A 16,106-nucleotide genomic window follows, 5' to 3' on the forward strand; every position below is an offset into this window, starting at 1 on the left:
CTGATAATGGGAAAAACTGGGAGCCCGGGCATAGCAGGTCCAGGCAGATAATTTCCTTGCCCTGCATATTTATCCCATCATCGTTCGTAAAAGATCAAGCTTACACATTCCTGAGCGCAATCCCGCCGATTGCGCTCTAAAAGAGAGGAACTATGCATGGAGCGGCTGCATGATGCATGTGGAGTTGTAGGCATCTATGCCCAAAACAATGCAGAGGAGCTCGATGTTCGGCGCTACCTTACGCTAGCGCTGACTGCCCTACAGCACCGTGGCCAGGAAAGCGCGGGCATGGCAGTCTATGACGGTAATGGACAGATCGCACACCGCGTGGCTATGGGCAAAGTGCGCGATATCTTCCAGGATTCAGGGACGAGTCTACCCCCTACGCGCTGCGGCATTGGCCATGTGCGCTACTCTACTACTGGTTCTAGCTGCGTTGAGAACGCAGGTCCCTTTGTAGTTGGAGGAAAGGCGGGGCAGTATGAAGCCATTGCCGTCGCCCACAACGGTGATCTCGTAAACGGCAGGACCTTGCGCGAAGGCTTCCCACAGAATACGCTAAGCTCGACTACCGACAGCGAGGTAATGGCCCACCTGCTATTACACGCTGAAGGTCAGACGCTGCGCGAGCGCATGATTGCCACCTTCCCTTTATTGCGCGGCTCATATAGCCTCGTGATTCTGGCTGAGGGCAAGATTTATGCGATGCGCGATCCCTGGGGCATGCGCCCTTTATGTATAGGGCGTATCGGCAATAACTGGATCGTCGCCTCTGAATCATGTGCACTTGATCGTCTGGGCGCAATATTTGTGCGCGACGTGGAGCCAGGTGAGCTTATCACCATAGACGAGCAAGGTGTACATGCTGAGATGCTGGTCAAGGTGCCACGCCAGGCACTTTGCGTCTTTGAGTATATTTACTTCTCCGACGCGACAAGCCAGCTAAGCAAGCGCCATGTCTATCTTGTGCGCGAAGCTCTGGGGCGAGAACTGGCCAAAGAGCATCCTGTTGAGGCAGATATGGTTGTGCCAGTCCCCGATTCTTCGATTCCTGCTGCTGCGGGCTATGCCGCGGCCGCTGGCATTCCCTACGGACATGCCATCATCAAGAATCGCTATAGCGACCGCACATTTATCAAGCCAGATCAGCGCTTGCGTCAGCTCGAAGTGGACCTGAAGTTTAATCTGGTCCAGCCTAAAATTGAGGGAGCGCGCCTGGTCATTGTGGATGACTCGATTGTACGCGGCAACACGATGAAGCGCCTTGTCTCGGCGCTGCGCCATCGTGGCGTGAAAGAGATTCATCTGCGCTCCAGCTCGCCGCCGCTGCGCCATCCCTGCTACTTCGGCATCGATATACCGCGCGAAGAAGAGCTGGTTGCCGCCGGGCGCAGCATCCAGGAAGTGGCCGACTATATCGGCGTAGACAGCCTGGGCTATCTCAGCCTGCCAGGTCTTGGGCGCGCGCTTAATTCGGTGGGGCGGGATATTCCTGCCGATCTTGACGACGAGACTGCTCAGCAAATGCTCCATAACGAGTTTTGCTACGGCTGCATGGTCCAGTCCGGCTGGCCCTTTGATCCTATCGAGGCTGCTGGCTACGGCGCTCAGCTTATTCGCACAGTGACGCGCAATCCAGCCGTAAAGGGACAATAAAAACATTATGTAGGTACGAGGAGGGCCGGGCCAAAGCCCAGGCTCGGTAGCCGGCTGCTGTTAACTTTATGGGCAGGAAAAAACTGGCATCCGGCCCTTTTCCGCTCAAGTTGAAACATTGATTAGCAACCGTGTGGCTATGCAGGGCGCATTGCTGCAGGGACAACCTGGTTATTCTGGAGGTGGAGCTGTGCGCGTATTAGTAATTGGCTCAGGAGCGCGCGAGCATGCCCTGGTTTGGAAGCTGGCGCAGAGCCGGCGTATCTCTCATCTGTATGCAGCACCGGGCAATCCTGGCATCGCTGAGCATGCAGAATGCATAGCACTGGATCTCACAAAGCTAGCCGAGCTGGCGGCTTTTGCCGAGCGTCAGCAGATAGATCTTACCGTGGTCGGACCCGAGGCTCCGCTCATCGATGGCATCGTGGATGTATTTCAGCAGCGTGGCCTGCGCATCTTCGGTCCTGTCGCGGCCGGCGCAGCTCTGGAAGGCAGTAAAGCCTTCGCAAAAGAGTTGATGACGGAGGCCGGCATCCCTACGGCCCAGCATCGCACCTTCACTGACTTCAAAGCCGCCTCTGCTTATCTAGAGCAGCATGGCGCACCTGTCGTGGTGAAGGCTGACGGCAATGCGGCGGGCAAGGGCGCAATTGTCGCCCTCGATCTGGCCACGGCCCAGGATGCGCTCAAACAGATGCTGGTAGAGCGGGTCTTTGGCGCGGCTGGAGATCTTGTCGTCATTGAAGATTATTTGCAGGGCGATGAGATAGGTTCAACGGCAATCTGTCACGGTACAAGCTATCTTCCCCTGACGCTCACCCAGGATCACAAGCGGGCGCTTGATCATGATCAGGGCCTCAATACGGGCGGCATGGGAGCTTTTACGCCGCTGCCCTTTGTCGGCCAGCAACAGGAAGAGCAGATACGCGAGCGCATCATCTCGGCGACACTGCAAGCGCTTAAAGAGCGGGGCATCGCCTTTGCAGGCGTGCTCTACTCCAACATTATGCTCACGGAACGCGGCCCGATGGTTCTTGAGCATAACACGCGCTTTGGCGATCCCGAGACGCAGGCACTGATGTTGCTAATGCAAGCCGACTTGCTCGACGTTCTGGCCTATGCTGAGGGGCAACCGGCCCCGACCGCAACGCTCTGGCATCCGGGCTATGCCATCAGCGTTACCCTGGCCTCGGGAGGCTATCCGGGCAAGTACCGTTCAGGCATTCCCATAACGGGCATTGCCGAGGCGCAACGTCTTCCAGGCGTTCAGGTTTTCCACGCGGGCACAAAGCTCCAGGATGGCCGCCTGGTTACCGCCGGCGGACGCGTCCTTAGCGTAGCCGCGCAAGCCTCCAGCTTACAGGAAGCAGTTGCCCGCGCCTATGAGGCCGCAAAGTATATCTCCTTCGATGGTATGCAGTATCGCCAGGATATCGCCCATCGTGGGCTAAGCATAGCTTAGTTATTTTGTCGTAGACGGTAAGGGAAAACATCCCTTTACCACATGTAAATAGAACAGAGGAAAGATTCTATGGCACCACAAGTTGTCATCATCATGGGAAGCAAGGGCGACTTATCCCACGCCCAATCGGTTGTCAAGACGCTTAAAGCCCTGGAGATCAGCTATGAGATGCGCGTCTGTTCGGCTCACAAGGCCACCTCGCGCCTGTTAGAGATCCTCAAAGAGTATGAGCAGCACGCGGGTCCACTGGTCTACATCACCATCGCGGGACGCTCCAATGCCCTTTCGGCAGTGATCGACGCCAACACCCGCTATCCAACGATTGCCTGCCCACCCTATAGCGATCGCTTTGGCGGCATGGATCTACTCTCGTCCCTGCGCCTGCCATCGGGCATCGCCTCGCCGACCATTCTGGAACCCGAGGGCGCGGCCCTGCTGGCGGCCAAGGTCCTCGCGCTCTCCGACAATAACTTGCGCCAGCGCGTCGAGACCTATAAGCAGCGCTTCCTGAGCGAGCTCGCCGCCGCCGATCAAGAGGTGCAGCAGGCATGAGCGACGCGCAGGGCGTTCGTTTTGCACAGGAGGATGGAAAGATGCAGACAGACAGGCCAGAAGCTACGAAGCCGGCACGCCTTGCCGTGCTCGTCTCGGGCAGCGGGAGCAATCTGCAGGCCCTCATTGATGCCCTTGAGAGCCAGCAACTTCCCGGGGCTCAGATTGTGCTGGTAGTGAGCAATAAAGCCGATGCCTATGGCTTGCAGCGCGCCCTTAAGCACAGGCTCCCTGCGCTCTATCTGCCCTGGAAGCAGCGCGCGCAAAGTGAGCAGCAATTGGTAGCCCTGCTGCGTCTGTTTGAGGTGGACCTGATTGTGCTGGCCGGCTGGATGCGTATTTTTAGCGCCGAGTTTATCGAGCAGTTTCCCCGGCGCATCATAAATCTGCATCCTGCGCTCATTCCTGATGACGGCTCCGGTGCTACCTTCACGTCAAGTGATGGAAGCATTATTCCTGTCTTCCGCGGCATGCACGCGGCCAGGCAGGCGCTCGAAGCTGGTGTGAAGATTACGGGCAGCACTGTGCATTATGTAACACCAGAGGTCGACGCGGGACCAATGCTCTGTCGCCAGGAAGTGCCTATTCTGACAGGCGATACAGAGGATAAGCTGCAGGAGCGCATCAAGCAGGTTGAGCATAGCTTGATCGTCGAGGCAGTGCAGTTGTGGATGCGTACAGCATAAACATCGCCCGGCCTGGCCATCTCTGTACAGCGCCGTAGAGAGATGGCCGCCGGCCTCAACTTATCCTCCAAGCTGGACGCGCAAAGTTCCCAGCCACTTTGGAAAGCCTTCAGTAATTAAAAAGCTCACCCGGCGATCTTGCTCAGCAGGCTCACAGTCAAAGGTGCCCCACCATTCAACAAAGGCCTTGTTTCCATCGGTAATCGGCGTAACGCGCAAGGTCGCCTGATAGTTAAGCATTGGGGCCGCCGCCAGAGGATCGCAGAATTCAAAGGTGTAGAACCGCTCAAGGTCCGAATGGGCCAGCAAGCGCTGGCGCTCGCGCTTATTATTGGAACGGAAACTGCGCACACCGCCAACCGCATCGCCAGACTTTCCATCCTCCATATACGACTCAGTAACGCCACTGGCCCACTCATAACGGCCAAAGTCGCGAATTGCGGCCCAGACCTCATCAGCCGTCTGCGCAAAGACGGTACTATAATAGGCTTTTGCCATAGTTTTTCTCCTCCCGCAGAGAGTCTTCTTGCGTATAAGCTTATCTGATTTACGGCTCTCTCCACCATGACAGAATAAAGGGATACCAGGAGAAGATCTATCAGTTTCTTGTGCTTTAAACTGCCATGCAGTCCTTATTAGAAGAGCCTATTGAGGGGCAATGATCATTGCCACATCCATGACTGCGTTATATACGACGCCGAATTTTGTAAGACATCATGCGCCCAAGGGCGCACCGCCCGGCATACAACCGAGGGTGAGGCTGCAAATGGCTCTTTCTCTCCTGCAGTTCTAGATGAATTTACACTTCTGGCTGACCAAAAACCAAGAGCCAGATCAAACGTTTCCGGTTTTGCATCCTCTCTGTGGAATAAGACCATACAATTACTTGCAACTTGCAAGCTCTATTTGAAGCACGCCACTCAGAGACATTCCTATGGCGGATTGGGGCGCAACGCATGCTTATCCTGGCGCACCGGAAGAATGGCTCGCTGTTGTGCGGGCACGCCGCGAAGAGATTCTTGCGATGATACGAGAAACTGTAAAAATAGTGTTATAAGCAGATGAGATTCGTAATGAATAAAGGAGCTACTCATGGCAAAAGTAATTATCCACGCAACTATCACCCTCGACGGTTTTATGGCCGATACGAAAGGGAGTATCGATTGGATGTTTGACTTTGGAGCTACAGACAAGACAGTTATTGAAAACTTCACGCAGGATATTGGCGCAGTGATTGGCGGCGCTAACAAGACACAGACTATCGAAGAGGGTGAAACACCCTACAGCGATACGCTGAAATTTCCTGTATACCTGATGACCCACGAAGCGCATGAACCAATTGAAAAGGATGGGAGAATCTATACGTTTGTCGTCAACGACATAAAGCAAGCCGTTGACGCCGCTAAAGCTGCTGCTGGGGATAAAAATGTCAGTCTTTTGGGTGGCACTATTGCCCGGCAATGCCTCAAACTTGGCCTGGTGGACGAAATTCAGCTGCATGTGCTGCCAATGCTGCTAGGCGACGGTATATCACTGTTTGCTGGACTGGGGGAACGCGTTAACTTGGAGCGGATAGAGGCAGTAACTACTACAAATATAACCGACCTACGGTTCCGCGTCGTCAAGTAATCGCAGTTTTAAGGTCGGACGTTCCCCTCAAGCATATGAGAGAAAAGAACCAAGCCTTGTTTTGATTCTTTTCTCTAATTGTGTAAATGTGATTTGAGATTTGTAGGAATTAATGGCAGCCTGCGCAAAGACAGTACTATGATAGGCTTTTGCTATAGTTTTTCTCTTCCCGCAGAGAGCCTTCTTTATACAAGTTCCTCCGATTTATGGCTCTCTCCTCTCCATGAAAGGATAGAGGGATACCAGGAGAAGATCTATCGGTTTCTCATGCTCTAAACCTGCTATGCAGTCCTTCAGAAGGGCCTATTGGGGAGCAATGATCATCGCCACATCCATGACTGCATGCACTATAATGCAGAGCCAGACGTTACGGCGCAGCAAGTAGAGCGATATAAGCGCCACTCCGGCAATAAAAACTACTGTCACCGTCTGGGCCAGCGACGCGCTGCCACTGAAGTAGTGGAGGCCGACAAAGGCTACGAAGGAGACAATGCCGGCAAGCCAGGCACGCCCAGAGATGCGGATGAGGCATTCAATAAGGCAGCTTCGATAGAAAACCTCTTCAAAGACCGCCGCATTGAGATCCAGATGAATACGGCCAACCAGGCCAAGCGTCCTGACGACCTGCCCCGCTGTAGTATTTGCGTCGACCTGAGCTCCACCATGGATTACCAGGTATGATACGATGCTCAGGATCAGCGCCAATACCCCGATCCCAAATGCCAGCGCTACATCTCTCCACTTTGGCGCACGGATGCCTAACGAGGATAGTGGCTCACGCTGCACAAAGACTACGAATAAGCATAGCAATCCCACCGAAAGCCAACGGATGGTCAGAGCAGCGGCAAAGCCACCTTCAAAGCTGCTGGCCGAAGCGCTGAGCAAACCAACAGCGCGCAAAAGCGTGTCAATCAACTCCACTACAGGGCCCTTCAGATCAGGAACCAGGATCGAGGGAAGAAACCAGAGGAATACGCCAATGCCCAGGGTCACAACGGCCTTGAGGCGCTGATTGTCAGGCCACAGGTTGCCTTGCCCAACCTCTGTTGACTCAACTTTATGACTCATGAAGCAAACCTTTCTCCTAAAGTCCAAAAACAATGCATCTTTATGACTGGCCTGCCTTTGGGCCCGACCATTCTCACAGCCAGCTAAGCATAGAACATATGACAGCAGGAAAGGATGATCGCTCATAATGAAGTGTGCGATACGTAAAAGATTACTTGACCTCCCTTCACTTATGCTAGATAAGGATGGCTTTCCGCTATTTGACGATTAATGGCAATCTTGCAATCGATCAAGGAAACAACAACCCGGGTCCGCCAATGTACGATGCGGCGAGCGCAAATCAGCAGGGCAACGCTTTGCCCTAGCGCACATAAACCTCCAAATCTTCTTTATTGTAATATATTACAATCAATGTAAAAAAGTCAAGTATCAAAAATGGAAAAGACCCGGCATTAAGAAAGAGGAGCCATTGCACCTGATGAAATCGCTCATGACAAAGTAAGATAGATTGAAGAAATCATCGTTCGGGAAAAATCCAGGAAGCTGCAAACGAACCAGAGAAGCCGACAGAAGCAGATAGAGGGATTGTAATACTACACGATTAAGTGAAATAGAGAAGGAAGCCAGGGGCCATAGCTGGCAATTACTCTGCTGTGAAGCAACTATTGCCCCTGGTTAATGCATAGCATAAGCAAATTCTTAATTACTCGTGAACCGTCTCGCTCTCCCATGTGCAGGTCGCGGGAATGGTCAGCTTCAGCGCCTCGGCCAGCGCATCGATATCGGTTACATCGTCGCGATAGACCGCCCAGGCCTTGGCTTTTTGTCCTGGTTGTGTCACCTTGCGATACGCCACAACGCCTATGCGCTTCCCATTAGGAAAGAACTCCTCCCTGACCTTTGTAAGATCCTCCCAGCGGACCTCAATGACCTCGCCCCGGCGGCTCCGCTTTAGCAGAGCTTCTTTGCCAAGCGTAATCGTAAATGGAACAGGAGCAATAATAAAAAGATAATAGACAAAGCCGCCGATAAAGAGCAGCGCAGCAATCGTGCTACCAACAGCCGAGACACCTTGATGAATCGCGATCCAGAGCACGACGGCGACCGAGGCCACAACCCCAAATATGGTAGTATAGCGCTTGAAAGGACTGAGGCCTGGTCCTATAAATTCCTGATCATAGGCTATAGATGATGATGCCATGTGAGAGACTCCATTTTTTGCGGTATATGACTAGCAAATCAAACCCAATGAGTATTGTAACAACAGCAGAAAGACAATGCAATATAGCGCAATTGGGAATGACATCCTAACTGAGATAGGTTTCCTTGACCCCCCTTGTCTTCAAAGGTATACTTTCCCTCTGAAGGCTGCGGAAGCCACACCATTCCTTATCCACAGGAGGTACTGAACACAAGCTGCTTGAAGGTTCTCAGCCTTTATTGATGGTTAGGAAATTCGGCGGCGTGATTAAGGGGCTCTTGCCCTTTTCTTATGACCTTTGGCTCTTCCCCCCTGTCTACGCAGTGGCCAGCCAGGGCATGGCAACAGCCATGTCGAAGGTCCTGAATGAACTTGAGGGTTCTGAAACATGTATGATATACTAAACCCGTTATCTTCTGTAGACTCGTCCTGGTATCAGAAACCTTAATCCTGTTAGACAGACAGACGTATAACCGTACATAATATACCGCGGGTCAGCAGCACTAAATAGCGGGCGGCAAGCATGTTCCGTCTCATCCGCAGGGCAACCTGATCAGGCCCAGCCAGCGGAAATAGGCTCATCGGGCCAGAGCAGGTGGATTGGAGCATTGAGTAATCTGTAGTTTTCGGCGATTAGTAGTGAAGTAGGGAAACTGGATGCACCCGACGTTAGCGACATGCATACCTCTCACTCATTCTGTCATGGCACATATTACCTGTAAGATCGCGTATGTCGTGCAGGCAGTAAGAGGTTTATCATCGCTTGCTTAAGCGTGCCGGACCCATACCCACTGGTTCCCAGCGGAAACTTTCTTTCCTGCGCCAGTTCAGGAGTGGAAGTTAATATAGAGCGGCATGATTAGATAGTCTCGACAGCGTATTGAAAACAAGCGCATAGAAAAGGGAGAACGAGCCGTGTCTACAGAGCACACTGCAGGCGTAACTACTGACGCATTACAATCGGAAACAGTCGTTACCCAGCGCAATACGGGCAAGCTACTGGCGACTCATGGCTACGTTGTGGGCATCGAGATTAGCGGCAGTGGGGCCAGGCAATCGGTGGCCCTTGCTGCACTAAACGGTAGTATCTTGCAGCGTATATGTCGCCCCCTGGATTTCGTTCCAGATAGCGAAACTGCTCTTGACCTACTAGATGATATGCTAAACGAGGTGCTCGATCCTGCGCTTCTCCTCGATGGGCGTATTTTGCGGGTAGGTGTCGCTGTTGGCGGTCTTGTCGATGCCACCCACGGCATTGTACGGACCCTTCATCATACGCACGGATGGAATGATTTTCCTCTACAGGATTATTTTGCAGAAAAGCTTGATGCACCTTGTATAATTGATAACAATGCAAATGCAGCTGCTCTAGCCGAAGTACAGAGGGGCGCTGGCAAGGGAGAGCGCGTTGTCTTATATGTAGGGCTAGGACGCGGAATTGGTGGCGCGCTAATCGTCAACGGCAATATTTATCACGGCACAACCTGTACGGCTGGCGAGATTGGACATATGCTCGTGAAAGAAGGTGGGCCTCGCTGCTCTTGCGGCGGCAATGGACATCTAGAGGCCATAGCTTCAGCCCAGGCGATCGTAAGCTCGCTACGCGAATTGGCAGCCGAATATCCACCTACCATGGAGGCCATTCATCGCATCACGGGTGGTCAGGTCGAACAGCTTAGCGTTGAGCAAGTATTTCAACTGGCGACACAGGGAGACGAAATCGCGCAGCATATTGTCAACGAGGTGCATACATATCTTAGCATTGCCCTTACGAATATCGTTCATTTAGTAAATCCTGGTATCATCATACTGGGTGGGCCAGTGGCACAGGCGGGTGAGTTGTTGATCGCACCATTACAGGCTCGTATTCAGCAGATATGCCTACCAGAGGCAAGTCAGTCTCTGCGAATTGTTCAAGGTAGCCTTGGTTCAGAGGCGAATATTGTGGGTGCTGTTACGCTGGCTTTGCAGGATCTATAGATGCATAATCTAGAGGGGACTATGGTAGAAATAGGCCGGGTTATCCATCAGCGCTACCTGCTGCAACGTCTCATTCAGCAGGGACAGGCCTGTATTGTCTATCAAGGGCTCGACCAGGTATTGCAGCGCGCCGTTACTATTAAGGTCGTCCCGGCTCAGCACATTTCAGAATATCGCACAGCAATTCAACTTACCTCCCAGTTTAATCATCCAAACATTGTTGGCATCTATGATCTGATCGTCGAACCTGATGTGCTCTATATTGTGCAAGAATACGTAGATGGCCGTAATTTTAGCGCGTTATTACAAACCCAACTTTCGGCTTTTGAGGTCGCCGATCTCGGCGTGCAGGTCTGTCGGGCCTTACTCTATGCGGGCACGGTTGCACGCAAAGTATGCCATGGAGATCTCACCCCTGCCTCGCTCTTGCGCGATAACCGAGGGCTGGTACGCATCAACAACTTCGCCATGCCCAGCGATCTTAACTATTTTGCCGCCTGGAACGTGCTGGGAGGCGATGGGCAGGTGGCCTCTGATCGCGAGCTACCCTGGGGACAGTTGAGCGAGGGAAGACGAGCAGATGATATTCGAGCCCTGGGCCTCTTGCTCTACCAGCTTCTGTGCGGAAAATCTCCGGGGACCATGGTTGTCGAGCCGCCGCCAGATGGCCGTTTGCGTTTTATGCGCAATACTCCTCCCGAACTCTGCAATGTTGTTGCACGCTCTATTGTCTGCCAGCATCCTCAGCGTATCGTTACCGCCGATGTGCTCTATACAGAGCTCAAAGTAATCGCCGATGCACTCGAACCACCTCCACCAACGGTAGTACTGACTCCTTTGCGGCAAACAGACAGCTTTGCCCCTCCTCAGTACAAGCTGGCCGGTGCAAATTCGGGCCAGCTTGTGAATGCTATGCCCGGGCACGATACCACAGGCCTTGGCGCAGGATATGGTACTAATTCCGGTTTGTTAGAAGCTCCTCCGGCCGCAGCAACCGTCGCAGATCTTTCTGCCAGCATGGCTAACGCTCCCCAGGGGGCCTATGCCGCAGCCCATATATCCGGCGCGCTACCCGAGCCTGCTTCTCGCCCCAATTTGTTATTACTTTTCCTGCTAGGTCTGGGACTATTTGGACTTTTCTTCGCTATAGGCTATTATCTATCACAAATGATCTTCGCCCATTAAAAGCATATGCGTACATGTGCTAGCCGGCAGATTGCATGTACGCATATGACATATGCTCACTATTCCAGCTAAAGCCAACGTTCCCTTGCCGGTCAACCACGATCAGCCCACCAGTCCCTGTAGCATGCGCTCCGAGCACATCAATAGCGGCCTTAGCGGCTTGTTGGGCGTCAGCTCCCTGGGCGACGAAATCAGCGGCCCGCCTGGCAATCAACAAGCGCGTAAAATCTTCGCCATCACCTGTACAGGAGATAGCCGCGTGCTCATCAGCATAGAAACCGCAGCCCACCAGCGGCGAGTCGCCAATGCGCCCCGAATATTTATTAGTAAAACCCCCGTCGAGGTGGCCGACGCCAGGTGGCCATGGATATCGACGGCTACCGCGCCGACTGTACCGTGTCTCTCCTCAGGCTCCTCAAAGACTGGATTCGCTGGCTCTATTCTTGCCTGCACATGACCGACCTGCCGGCGATAATAACGCGGCTCATCGTCATCGACACCATGAATTTGTTTCCAGCGGTTATGCTGCCGCTCGGTCAGCAAATCCTCAAATTTGCACAGGGAAAAACCGTTTTCCAGGGCGAAGCGACGCGCCCCCTGACTGACCAGCAAGACGTGCGGGCTCTCCAGAACCTTACGAGCCAGCAAAATAGGATTTTTAAGTAGCTCGATATTAGCAACGGCCCCCACCTGCAGCGTATGTCCTTCCATCAGACCCGCGTCCATCTCAATATTACCTGTATGGGTCAGACAGGAGCCGGTTCCAGCGTTATACTCAGGATTATCTTCAAGAGCGCATACTGCAGCCTGCACAGCATCTAGCGCGCTTCCCCCTGCTTCTAAGACGCGCCACCCGATAGCAGCCGCTTCCTCGCATCCTATCCGCGTAATCTCTTTTCGTTCGGGAGCAATTGCCCCCGCTCCTCCATGAACGACGATAGCTATTGGCATGTGTAATCTCCTCAAGCAAGTTCTTGTGAGAGAATTGTATCATGAAATATGTTGAGGCTGTGTGAAATTTACACGCAAAAAAGCCTTATGTACTCTGCTACTGGTCCTTCTGCTGACTCCTGCAGGCTGAGCTTTTATTTCTTTCTCTTCAAGCCCGAACAGTCAGGCAAGCTTAATCGTGCAGATGGGGAAAAACTGTGGCTTGCTGAGCATCAAGATAGCGTTTCTGGAACGTGAGTACGCGTTGGAGAATATCAAGCGCTGGCTGCGCGGGCCGCTTACCTACCTTCAATAACCTTTCATAGCCAATTACGGCTGTCCCAAAGGCCAGCAATTCGGTTGGGCTAGCCTGAATGGGTAGCAAACACTCGCGGACCACTTTCTTTTTTGTACGCACTTTCTCGGGCAAAAGCTGGCCCTGATAGCGGCGCCGAAATGACTGCAAGCGAGCAACAACACAGTTCAGTTCTCCAGTGGGCGGTAGATTTGCCTCAAGCATAGATATATATCTTCGGACCACCTGTTCAACCGCGTATAGCTCTGAGGGGCGGGCATATAACGTGATCAATGGTTCTTGTGAATTCATCAAATTCCCTGGCAACATCCAATATCGCTTCATTCGCGCATGAACACGAGGCTCACCCGGCTCTCTAGCTCAGAATATCCTGTTCGTACAACCGGTATATCTACAGCCCGGGCCGCTTATTTACGAGAACATGCGCTATGTAGCTACCTATACCATATTGTTTAATGATACTATATCTTGTCAATCATTGCTGCATGGCTTATGACTTAAATATAATTCATATTTCTCTTACGATGATTGAACGAATAAAACACAGGAAATTTCTGCTCTGCAACATTAATCCTCATATACTCTGAGCACTATATCCTGGGGAAGAGCACAACAGGCTTTACCTGCTATCGGCATTAAAAAGAGCATGGAAGAAAAGATCCTCCATGCTCACAAACATATGTTGCGCGCTACAAGCTAGCGGGAGCCTCCGCGTCGGGACGCCTCTGCAAGAGAAGCCATAGGCCAAGCATAACTATCGTCAGAATAATGACGTAAGGCAGCAAAGACCATAAGCCAGCATATTGGGCAAGATTTCCCGCAAGCCAGGGGAACAGCGCGGCCCCCATGCTACCCAGGCTGGCTAGAAAGCCGATGGCCGTAGCCAGTACGCGCCCGGAGACAAGCGAGGGCATCAGGGCAATAGTTGTCGGAAAAATTGGTCCCAGGCAAAAGCCTGTCAAGCAGATGCCTATGGCCGAAGCTGCTTCGACAGGCACCAGCCAGATCAGGAGCAGCCCGATAACGACACCAAGCAAACAGAGCTGGATCAGATTCTTGTTGCCTATTTTTGCCCCAAGATGCCCCAATATCAGGCGGCCCAGCGAGAGCCCCAACCAGTAACCACTGATCACCCAGCCAGAGATCAGCGTTGAGCCATGCCGCTCCTCAACCAGGAAGCTATAGCCCCAGTTGCCAAGACTGACTTCGGCTCCCACATAGATGAGCAGGAAGAGAGCAGCGACCCAGACGACCCGTAGCTTGAGCGTCGAGAGTAAAAGATTATCCTTACCAGTCTTTTCAGTTTTATCTTTAGTAGATGCATGATCCTTAAAGACCAGGCCCAGGGCCAGCAGCACCAGGAAGCTAAAACCACACCAGGCCATATAGGCGCTGTTCCAACCCAGCTGCGCAGCCAGCAAGCCCGAAGCCACAATAGGCCCTAACCAGGCTCCAATACCATAGAAGAAGTGGAGATAATTGAGCTTTGTAGTGTTATTGGGCAGCTCAGCGACATAAGAATTGAGCCCGGCATCCAGCATGGCAATCCCAAAGCCGCCGAGCAGGAACGCACCAAGGGCCAGGGCAAAGGGTGGGGCCAGGGAGAGGACAACGGTTCCACCTAAAAATATAGCCGTGCCTAGCATCAAGGCGCGCTGCTTGCCGAGCTTCTCAATGAGCAATCCATTGTTAAAAGACGCAATAAAATATCCCAGTGTACTACAGAGAAAAAGCAGGCTGATAATAGCTTTATCAACATGATAATAGTTTTGCATACCTGGCAATAAGACGCCCAACGCTCCATCGTTGGCTCCAATCATAATGAAGGCCAGGAAAGACAGAGCCAGGTGAAACCGAAATGTGGGCGGTCGCGTAGCCTGCTGTTGCTCATTGATTAGCGCTTTCATGCGGTCCTTTCTTTGACGATGAGACAAAAAAATTCTATATCTATTTCTAACACCGATCAAGCATAGGAAATGCCCGAGAGCAGGCAAGGCTCTGGCAAATCTTGTGCGCTGGACATGCCGCAAGCTTGTAGACGCACCCCAGGTAGCCATTCACGCTCCCACATTTCCCAATCATGACTTGTATATATACAGCCCGCTAGTTTACAGGCGACAATTAGTCTTGCCGACAAAGAGAGATGAGCTAAAAAACCGGCAAAATAACGCAATATCAAGTACTATTAAGATAGTACATGCAAAAATGGGCAATGTCAATGGCATTTGTGGGCAAGGTAATTCCATTGACAATTCCTATTTATCCCTGCTACTCTTGCAAGTACAATATTGTACTTTGATCCTCATGGAGTAGACAGACATGAGCCAGCCACTCAAGGGCATACGTATCCTCGATCTCTCGCGCCTGCTGCCCGGAGCTTACGCCTCACAGATGCTCGCCGATTTTGGCGCCGATGTGATTAAAATTGAGGAACCGGGAAGTGGCGATTATGCTCGCTCTATGCCTCCACGCCACAATAGCGGTATGGGCCTCACCTTTCTGGCGGTCAATCGAAACAAGCGCAGCCTGACCCTGAACTTGAAAACAGCGAGTGGACGCGCTATATTTCTGCGCTTACTGGATGAGGCCGATGTCGTTCTAGAAAGTTTTCGGCCTGGAGTTATGGAGCGCCTGGGTCTTGGCTATGAGCAACTGAAGGCAGTACGCCCCGGTATTATCTATTGTGCTATTTCAGGATATGGTCAGGACGGCCCCTATCAGCAGAGGGCCGGCCACGATCTCAACTATGCAGGCTATGCCGGATTGTTGCACTACAATCGCGGAGCGCGCGGTGAGCCAGCCATGCCGGCGACACAATTAGGCGATCTGGCGGGTGGCGGCTATATGGCAGTCATGGGCATTCTTCTGGCGCTGCTCGGACGTAACCAGACTGGCGAAGGACGTTTTATCGATGTTTCGATGACCGAAGGCGTACTTTCTCTTCTGCCGCTATTCACAACCGCTTACCTCAATACCGGTAAGGCCCCACTGCCTGGACGCTCTTCTCTGGATGGGGGGTTGCCCTGCTACAATATTTATGAGACCAGAGATGGCAAATATGTTACGCTTGCGGCTCTAGAGCCCAAGTTCTGGCACACGTTCTGCACACGTATCGGACATCTTGAGCTTTTGCCTTTCCATATGCCGGTTGGGCCGGGTGAGAGGGAAGAGGCTATCAGCTTGCTGAAGTCTATCTTCAAGACGAAGACGCGCGACGAATGGATCAATGAGCTGGCCGAGATCGACGCTTGCCTCGGTCCCGTCTATAGCCTTGATGAGGCCCTCAACGATCCCCATATCGCTGAACGAAACGTCACGATAAGCAGTGGAAGGGAAGGCGAGCAGTTTCGTACTCTAGCCAGCTTCCCGCGCCTCTCTGACCATCCGTCCGAGCAGCGCTACCCGCCGCCAGAGCTGGGCGAACATACTGTTGAGATTCTGCGCGCCACAGGCTATACGGACGAGGAGATTGAGCAGTTTAAAGTAGAAGGGTCAATATAA

The 16,106-nt window shown here is 52.6% G+C and carries 13 protein-coding genes and 1 pseudogene; 8 read left to right on the plus strand and 6 right to left on the minus strand.

Features of this window, described 5'->3' with window-relative positions:
- The first annotated feature begins 156 nt into the window (after nt 1-156).
- The 4 genes from purF to purN all read left to right on the plus strand — a co-directional run bounded on the left by purF (nt 157) and on the right by purN (nt 4,356).
- Nucleotides 157-1,656 carry an amidophosphoribosyltransferase gene (purF, locus tag EPA93_RS31390; RefSeq protein WP_129891306.1) on the plus strand — a complete coding sequence of 500 codons (1,500 nt, stop codon included), beginning with the start codon at nt 157-159 and terminating at the stop codon, nt 1,654-1,656.
- A gap of 190 nt (nt 1,657-1,846) precedes the next feature.
- Nucleotides 1,847-3,118 carry a phosphoribosylamine--glycine ligase gene (gene purD, locus EPA93_RS31395; RefSeq protein WP_129891307.1) on the plus strand — a complete coding sequence of 424 codons (1,272 nt, stop codon included), beginning with the start codon at nt 1,847-1,849 and terminating at the stop codon, nt 3,116-3,118.
- A gap of 69 nt (nt 3,119-3,187) precedes the next feature.
- On the plus strand, nt 3,188-3,670 hold the full coding sequence (locus EPA93_RS31400) for an AIR carboxylase family protein (protein ID WP_129891308.1): 483 nt from the start codon (nt 3,188-3,190) through the stop codon (nt 3,668-3,670).
- Entirely contained in the window at nt 3,667-4,356 is a 690-nt protein-coding gene (gene purN, locus EPA93_RS31405; RefSeq protein WP_242527178.1) for a phosphoribosylglycinamide formyltransferase, read from the plus strand. Before EPA93_RS31400 ends, purN begins: the two co-directional genes overlap by 4 nt.
- Before the next feature lie 60 nt (nt 4,357-4,416).
- Here purN and EPA93_RS31410 read toward each other — a convergent pair whose 3' ends face one another.
- Nucleotides 4,417-4,854 carry an SRPBCC family protein gene (locus EPA93_RS31410; protein WP_129891309.1) on the minus strand — a complete coding sequence of 146 codons (438 nt, stop codon included), beginning with the start codon at nt 4,852-4,854 and terminating at the stop codon, nt 4,417-4,419.
- Nucleotides 4,855-5,448: 594 nt separating this feature from the next.
- On the opposite strand from EPA93_RS31410, the gene EPA93_RS31415 reads away from it, so the two are divergent.
- Nucleotides 5,449-5,985 carry a dihydrofolate reductase family protein gene (locus EPA93_RS31415; RefSeq protein ID WP_129891310.1) on the plus strand — a complete coding sequence of 179 codons (537 nt, stop codon included), beginning with the start codon at nt 5,449-5,451 and terminating at the stop codon, nt 5,983-5,985.
- Between the two features lie 303 nt (nt 5,986-6,288).
- Here EPA93_RS31415 and EPA93_RS31420 read toward each other — a convergent pair whose 3' ends face one another.
- Together EPA93_RS31420 and EPA93_RS31425 are read right to left on the minus strand one after the other, a co-directional pair.
- On the minus strand, nt 6,289-7,053 hold the full coding sequence (locus EPA93_RS31420; protein ID WP_165423512.1) for a CPBP family intramembrane glutamic endopeptidase: 765 nt from the start codon (nt 7,051-7,053) through the stop codon (nt 6,289-6,291).
- Between the two features lie 643 nt (nt 7,054-7,696).
- Nucleotides 7,697-8,194 carry a hypothetical protein gene (locus EPA93_RS31425; protein WP_129891312.1) on the minus strand — a complete coding sequence of 166 codons (498 nt, stop codon included), beginning with the start codon at nt 8,192-8,194 and terminating at the stop codon, nt 7,697-7,699.
- A 915-nt stretch (nt 8,195-9,109) separates the two neighbouring features.
- On the opposite strand from EPA93_RS31425, the gene EPA93_RS31430 reads away from it, so the two are divergent.
- On the plus strand, nt 9,110-10,174 hold the full coding sequence (locus EPA93_RS31430; protein ID WP_165423513.1) for an ROK family protein: 1,065 nt from the start codon (nt 9,110-9,112) through the stop codon (nt 10,172-10,174).
- The gene (locus tag EPA93_RS31435; RefSeq protein ID WP_129891314.1) at nt 10,175-11,359 is read left to right on the plus strand and encodes a protein kinase domain-containing protein; all 1,185 of its coding nucleotides are present in this window, start codon (nt 10,175-10,177) and stop codon (nt 11,357-11,359) included.
- 19 nt (nt 11,360-11,378) lie between these two features.
- Here the strand turns inward: EPA93_RS31435 and EPA93_RS31440 are convergent.
- The 3 genes and pseudogenes from EPA93_RS31440 to EPA93_RS31450 all read right to left on the minus strand — a co-directional run bounded on the left by EPA93_RS31440 (nt 11,379) and on the right by EPA93_RS31450 (nt 14,512).
- Nucleotides 11,379-12,310: pseudogene (locus EPA93_RS31440) on the minus strand (isoaspartyl peptidase/L-asparaginase family protein).
- A 172-nt stretch (nt 12,311-12,482) separates the two neighbouring features.
- Nucleotides 12,483-12,896 (minus strand): hypothetical protein, encoded by a 414-nt coding sequence (locus EPA93_RS31445; RefSeq protein WP_129891315.1) that lies wholly within the window; start codon nt 12,894-12,896, stop codon nt 12,483-12,485.
- A gap of 398 nt (nt 12,897-13,294) precedes the next feature.
- A complete protein-coding gene (locus EPA93_RS31450; protein ID WP_165423514.1) occupies nt 13,295-14,512 on the minus strand; it encodes an MFS transporter in 1,218 nt (405 codons plus the stop codon).
- 412 nt (nt 14,513-14,924) lie between these two features.
- Here EPA93_RS31450 and EPA93_RS31455 point away from each other — a divergent pair, with 412 nt between their 5' ends.
- On the plus strand, nt 14,925-16,106 hold the full coding sequence (locus tag EPA93_RS31455; protein ID WP_129891317.1) for a CaiB/BaiF CoA transferase family protein: 1,182 nt from the start codon (nt 14,925-14,927) through the stop codon (nt 16,104-16,106).

This window comes from Ktedonosporobacter rubrisoli (assembly GCF_004208415.1).
GTDB classification, from domain to species: Bacteria; Chloroflexota; Ktedonobacteria; order Ktedonobacterales; family Ktedonobacteraceae; genus Ktedonosporobacter; species Ktedonosporobacter rubrisoli.

Excerpts from the sequence above, each read along its gene's own strand:
- EPA93_RS31445 (WP_129891315.1), bottom strand. The coding sequence starts at position 12,896 with ATGAATTCACAAGAACCATTGATCACGTTATATGCCCGCCCCTCAGAG.
- EPA93_RS31425 (WP_129891312.1), bottom strand. The coding sequence starts at position 8,194 with ATGGCATCATCATCTATAGCCTATGATCAGGAATTTATAGGACCAGGC.
- EPA93_RS31420 (WP_165423512.1), bottom strand. The coding sequence starts at position 7,053 with ATGAGTCATAAAGTTGAGTCAACAGAGGTTGGGCAAGGCAACCTGTGG.
- EPA93_RS31455 (WP_129891317.1), top strand. The coding sequence starts at position 14,925 with ATGAGCCAGCCACTCAAGGGCATACGTATCCTCGATCTCTCGCGCCTG.
- EPA93_RS31400 (WP_129891308.1), top strand. The coding sequence starts at position 3,188 with ATGGCACCACAAGTTGTCATCATCATGGGAAGCAAGGGCGACTTATCC.
- purF (WP_129891306.1), top strand. The coding sequence starts at position 157 with ATGGAGCGGCTGCATGATGCATGTGGAGTTGTAGGCATCTATGCCCAA.
- EPA93_RS31450 (WP_165423514.1), bottom strand. The coding sequence starts at position 14,512 with ATGAAAGCGCTAATCAATGAGCAACAGCAGGCTACGCGACCGCCCACA.
- purN (WP_242527178.1), top strand. The coding sequence starts at position 3,667 with ATGAGCGACGCGCAGGGCGTTCGTTTTGCACAGGAGGATGGAAAGATG.
- EPA93_RS31410 (WP_129891309.1), bottom strand. The coding sequence starts at position 4,854 with ATGGCAAAAGCCTATTATAGTACCGTCTTTGCGCAGACGGCTGATGAG.
- EPA93_RS31415 (WP_129891310.1), top strand. The coding sequence starts at position 5,449 with ATGGCAAAAGTAATTATCCACGCAACTATCACCCTCGACGGTTTTATG.
- EPA93_RS31435 (WP_129891314.1), top strand. The coding sequence starts at position 10,175 with ATGCATAATCTAGAGGGGACTATGGTAGAAATAGGCCGGGTTATCCAT.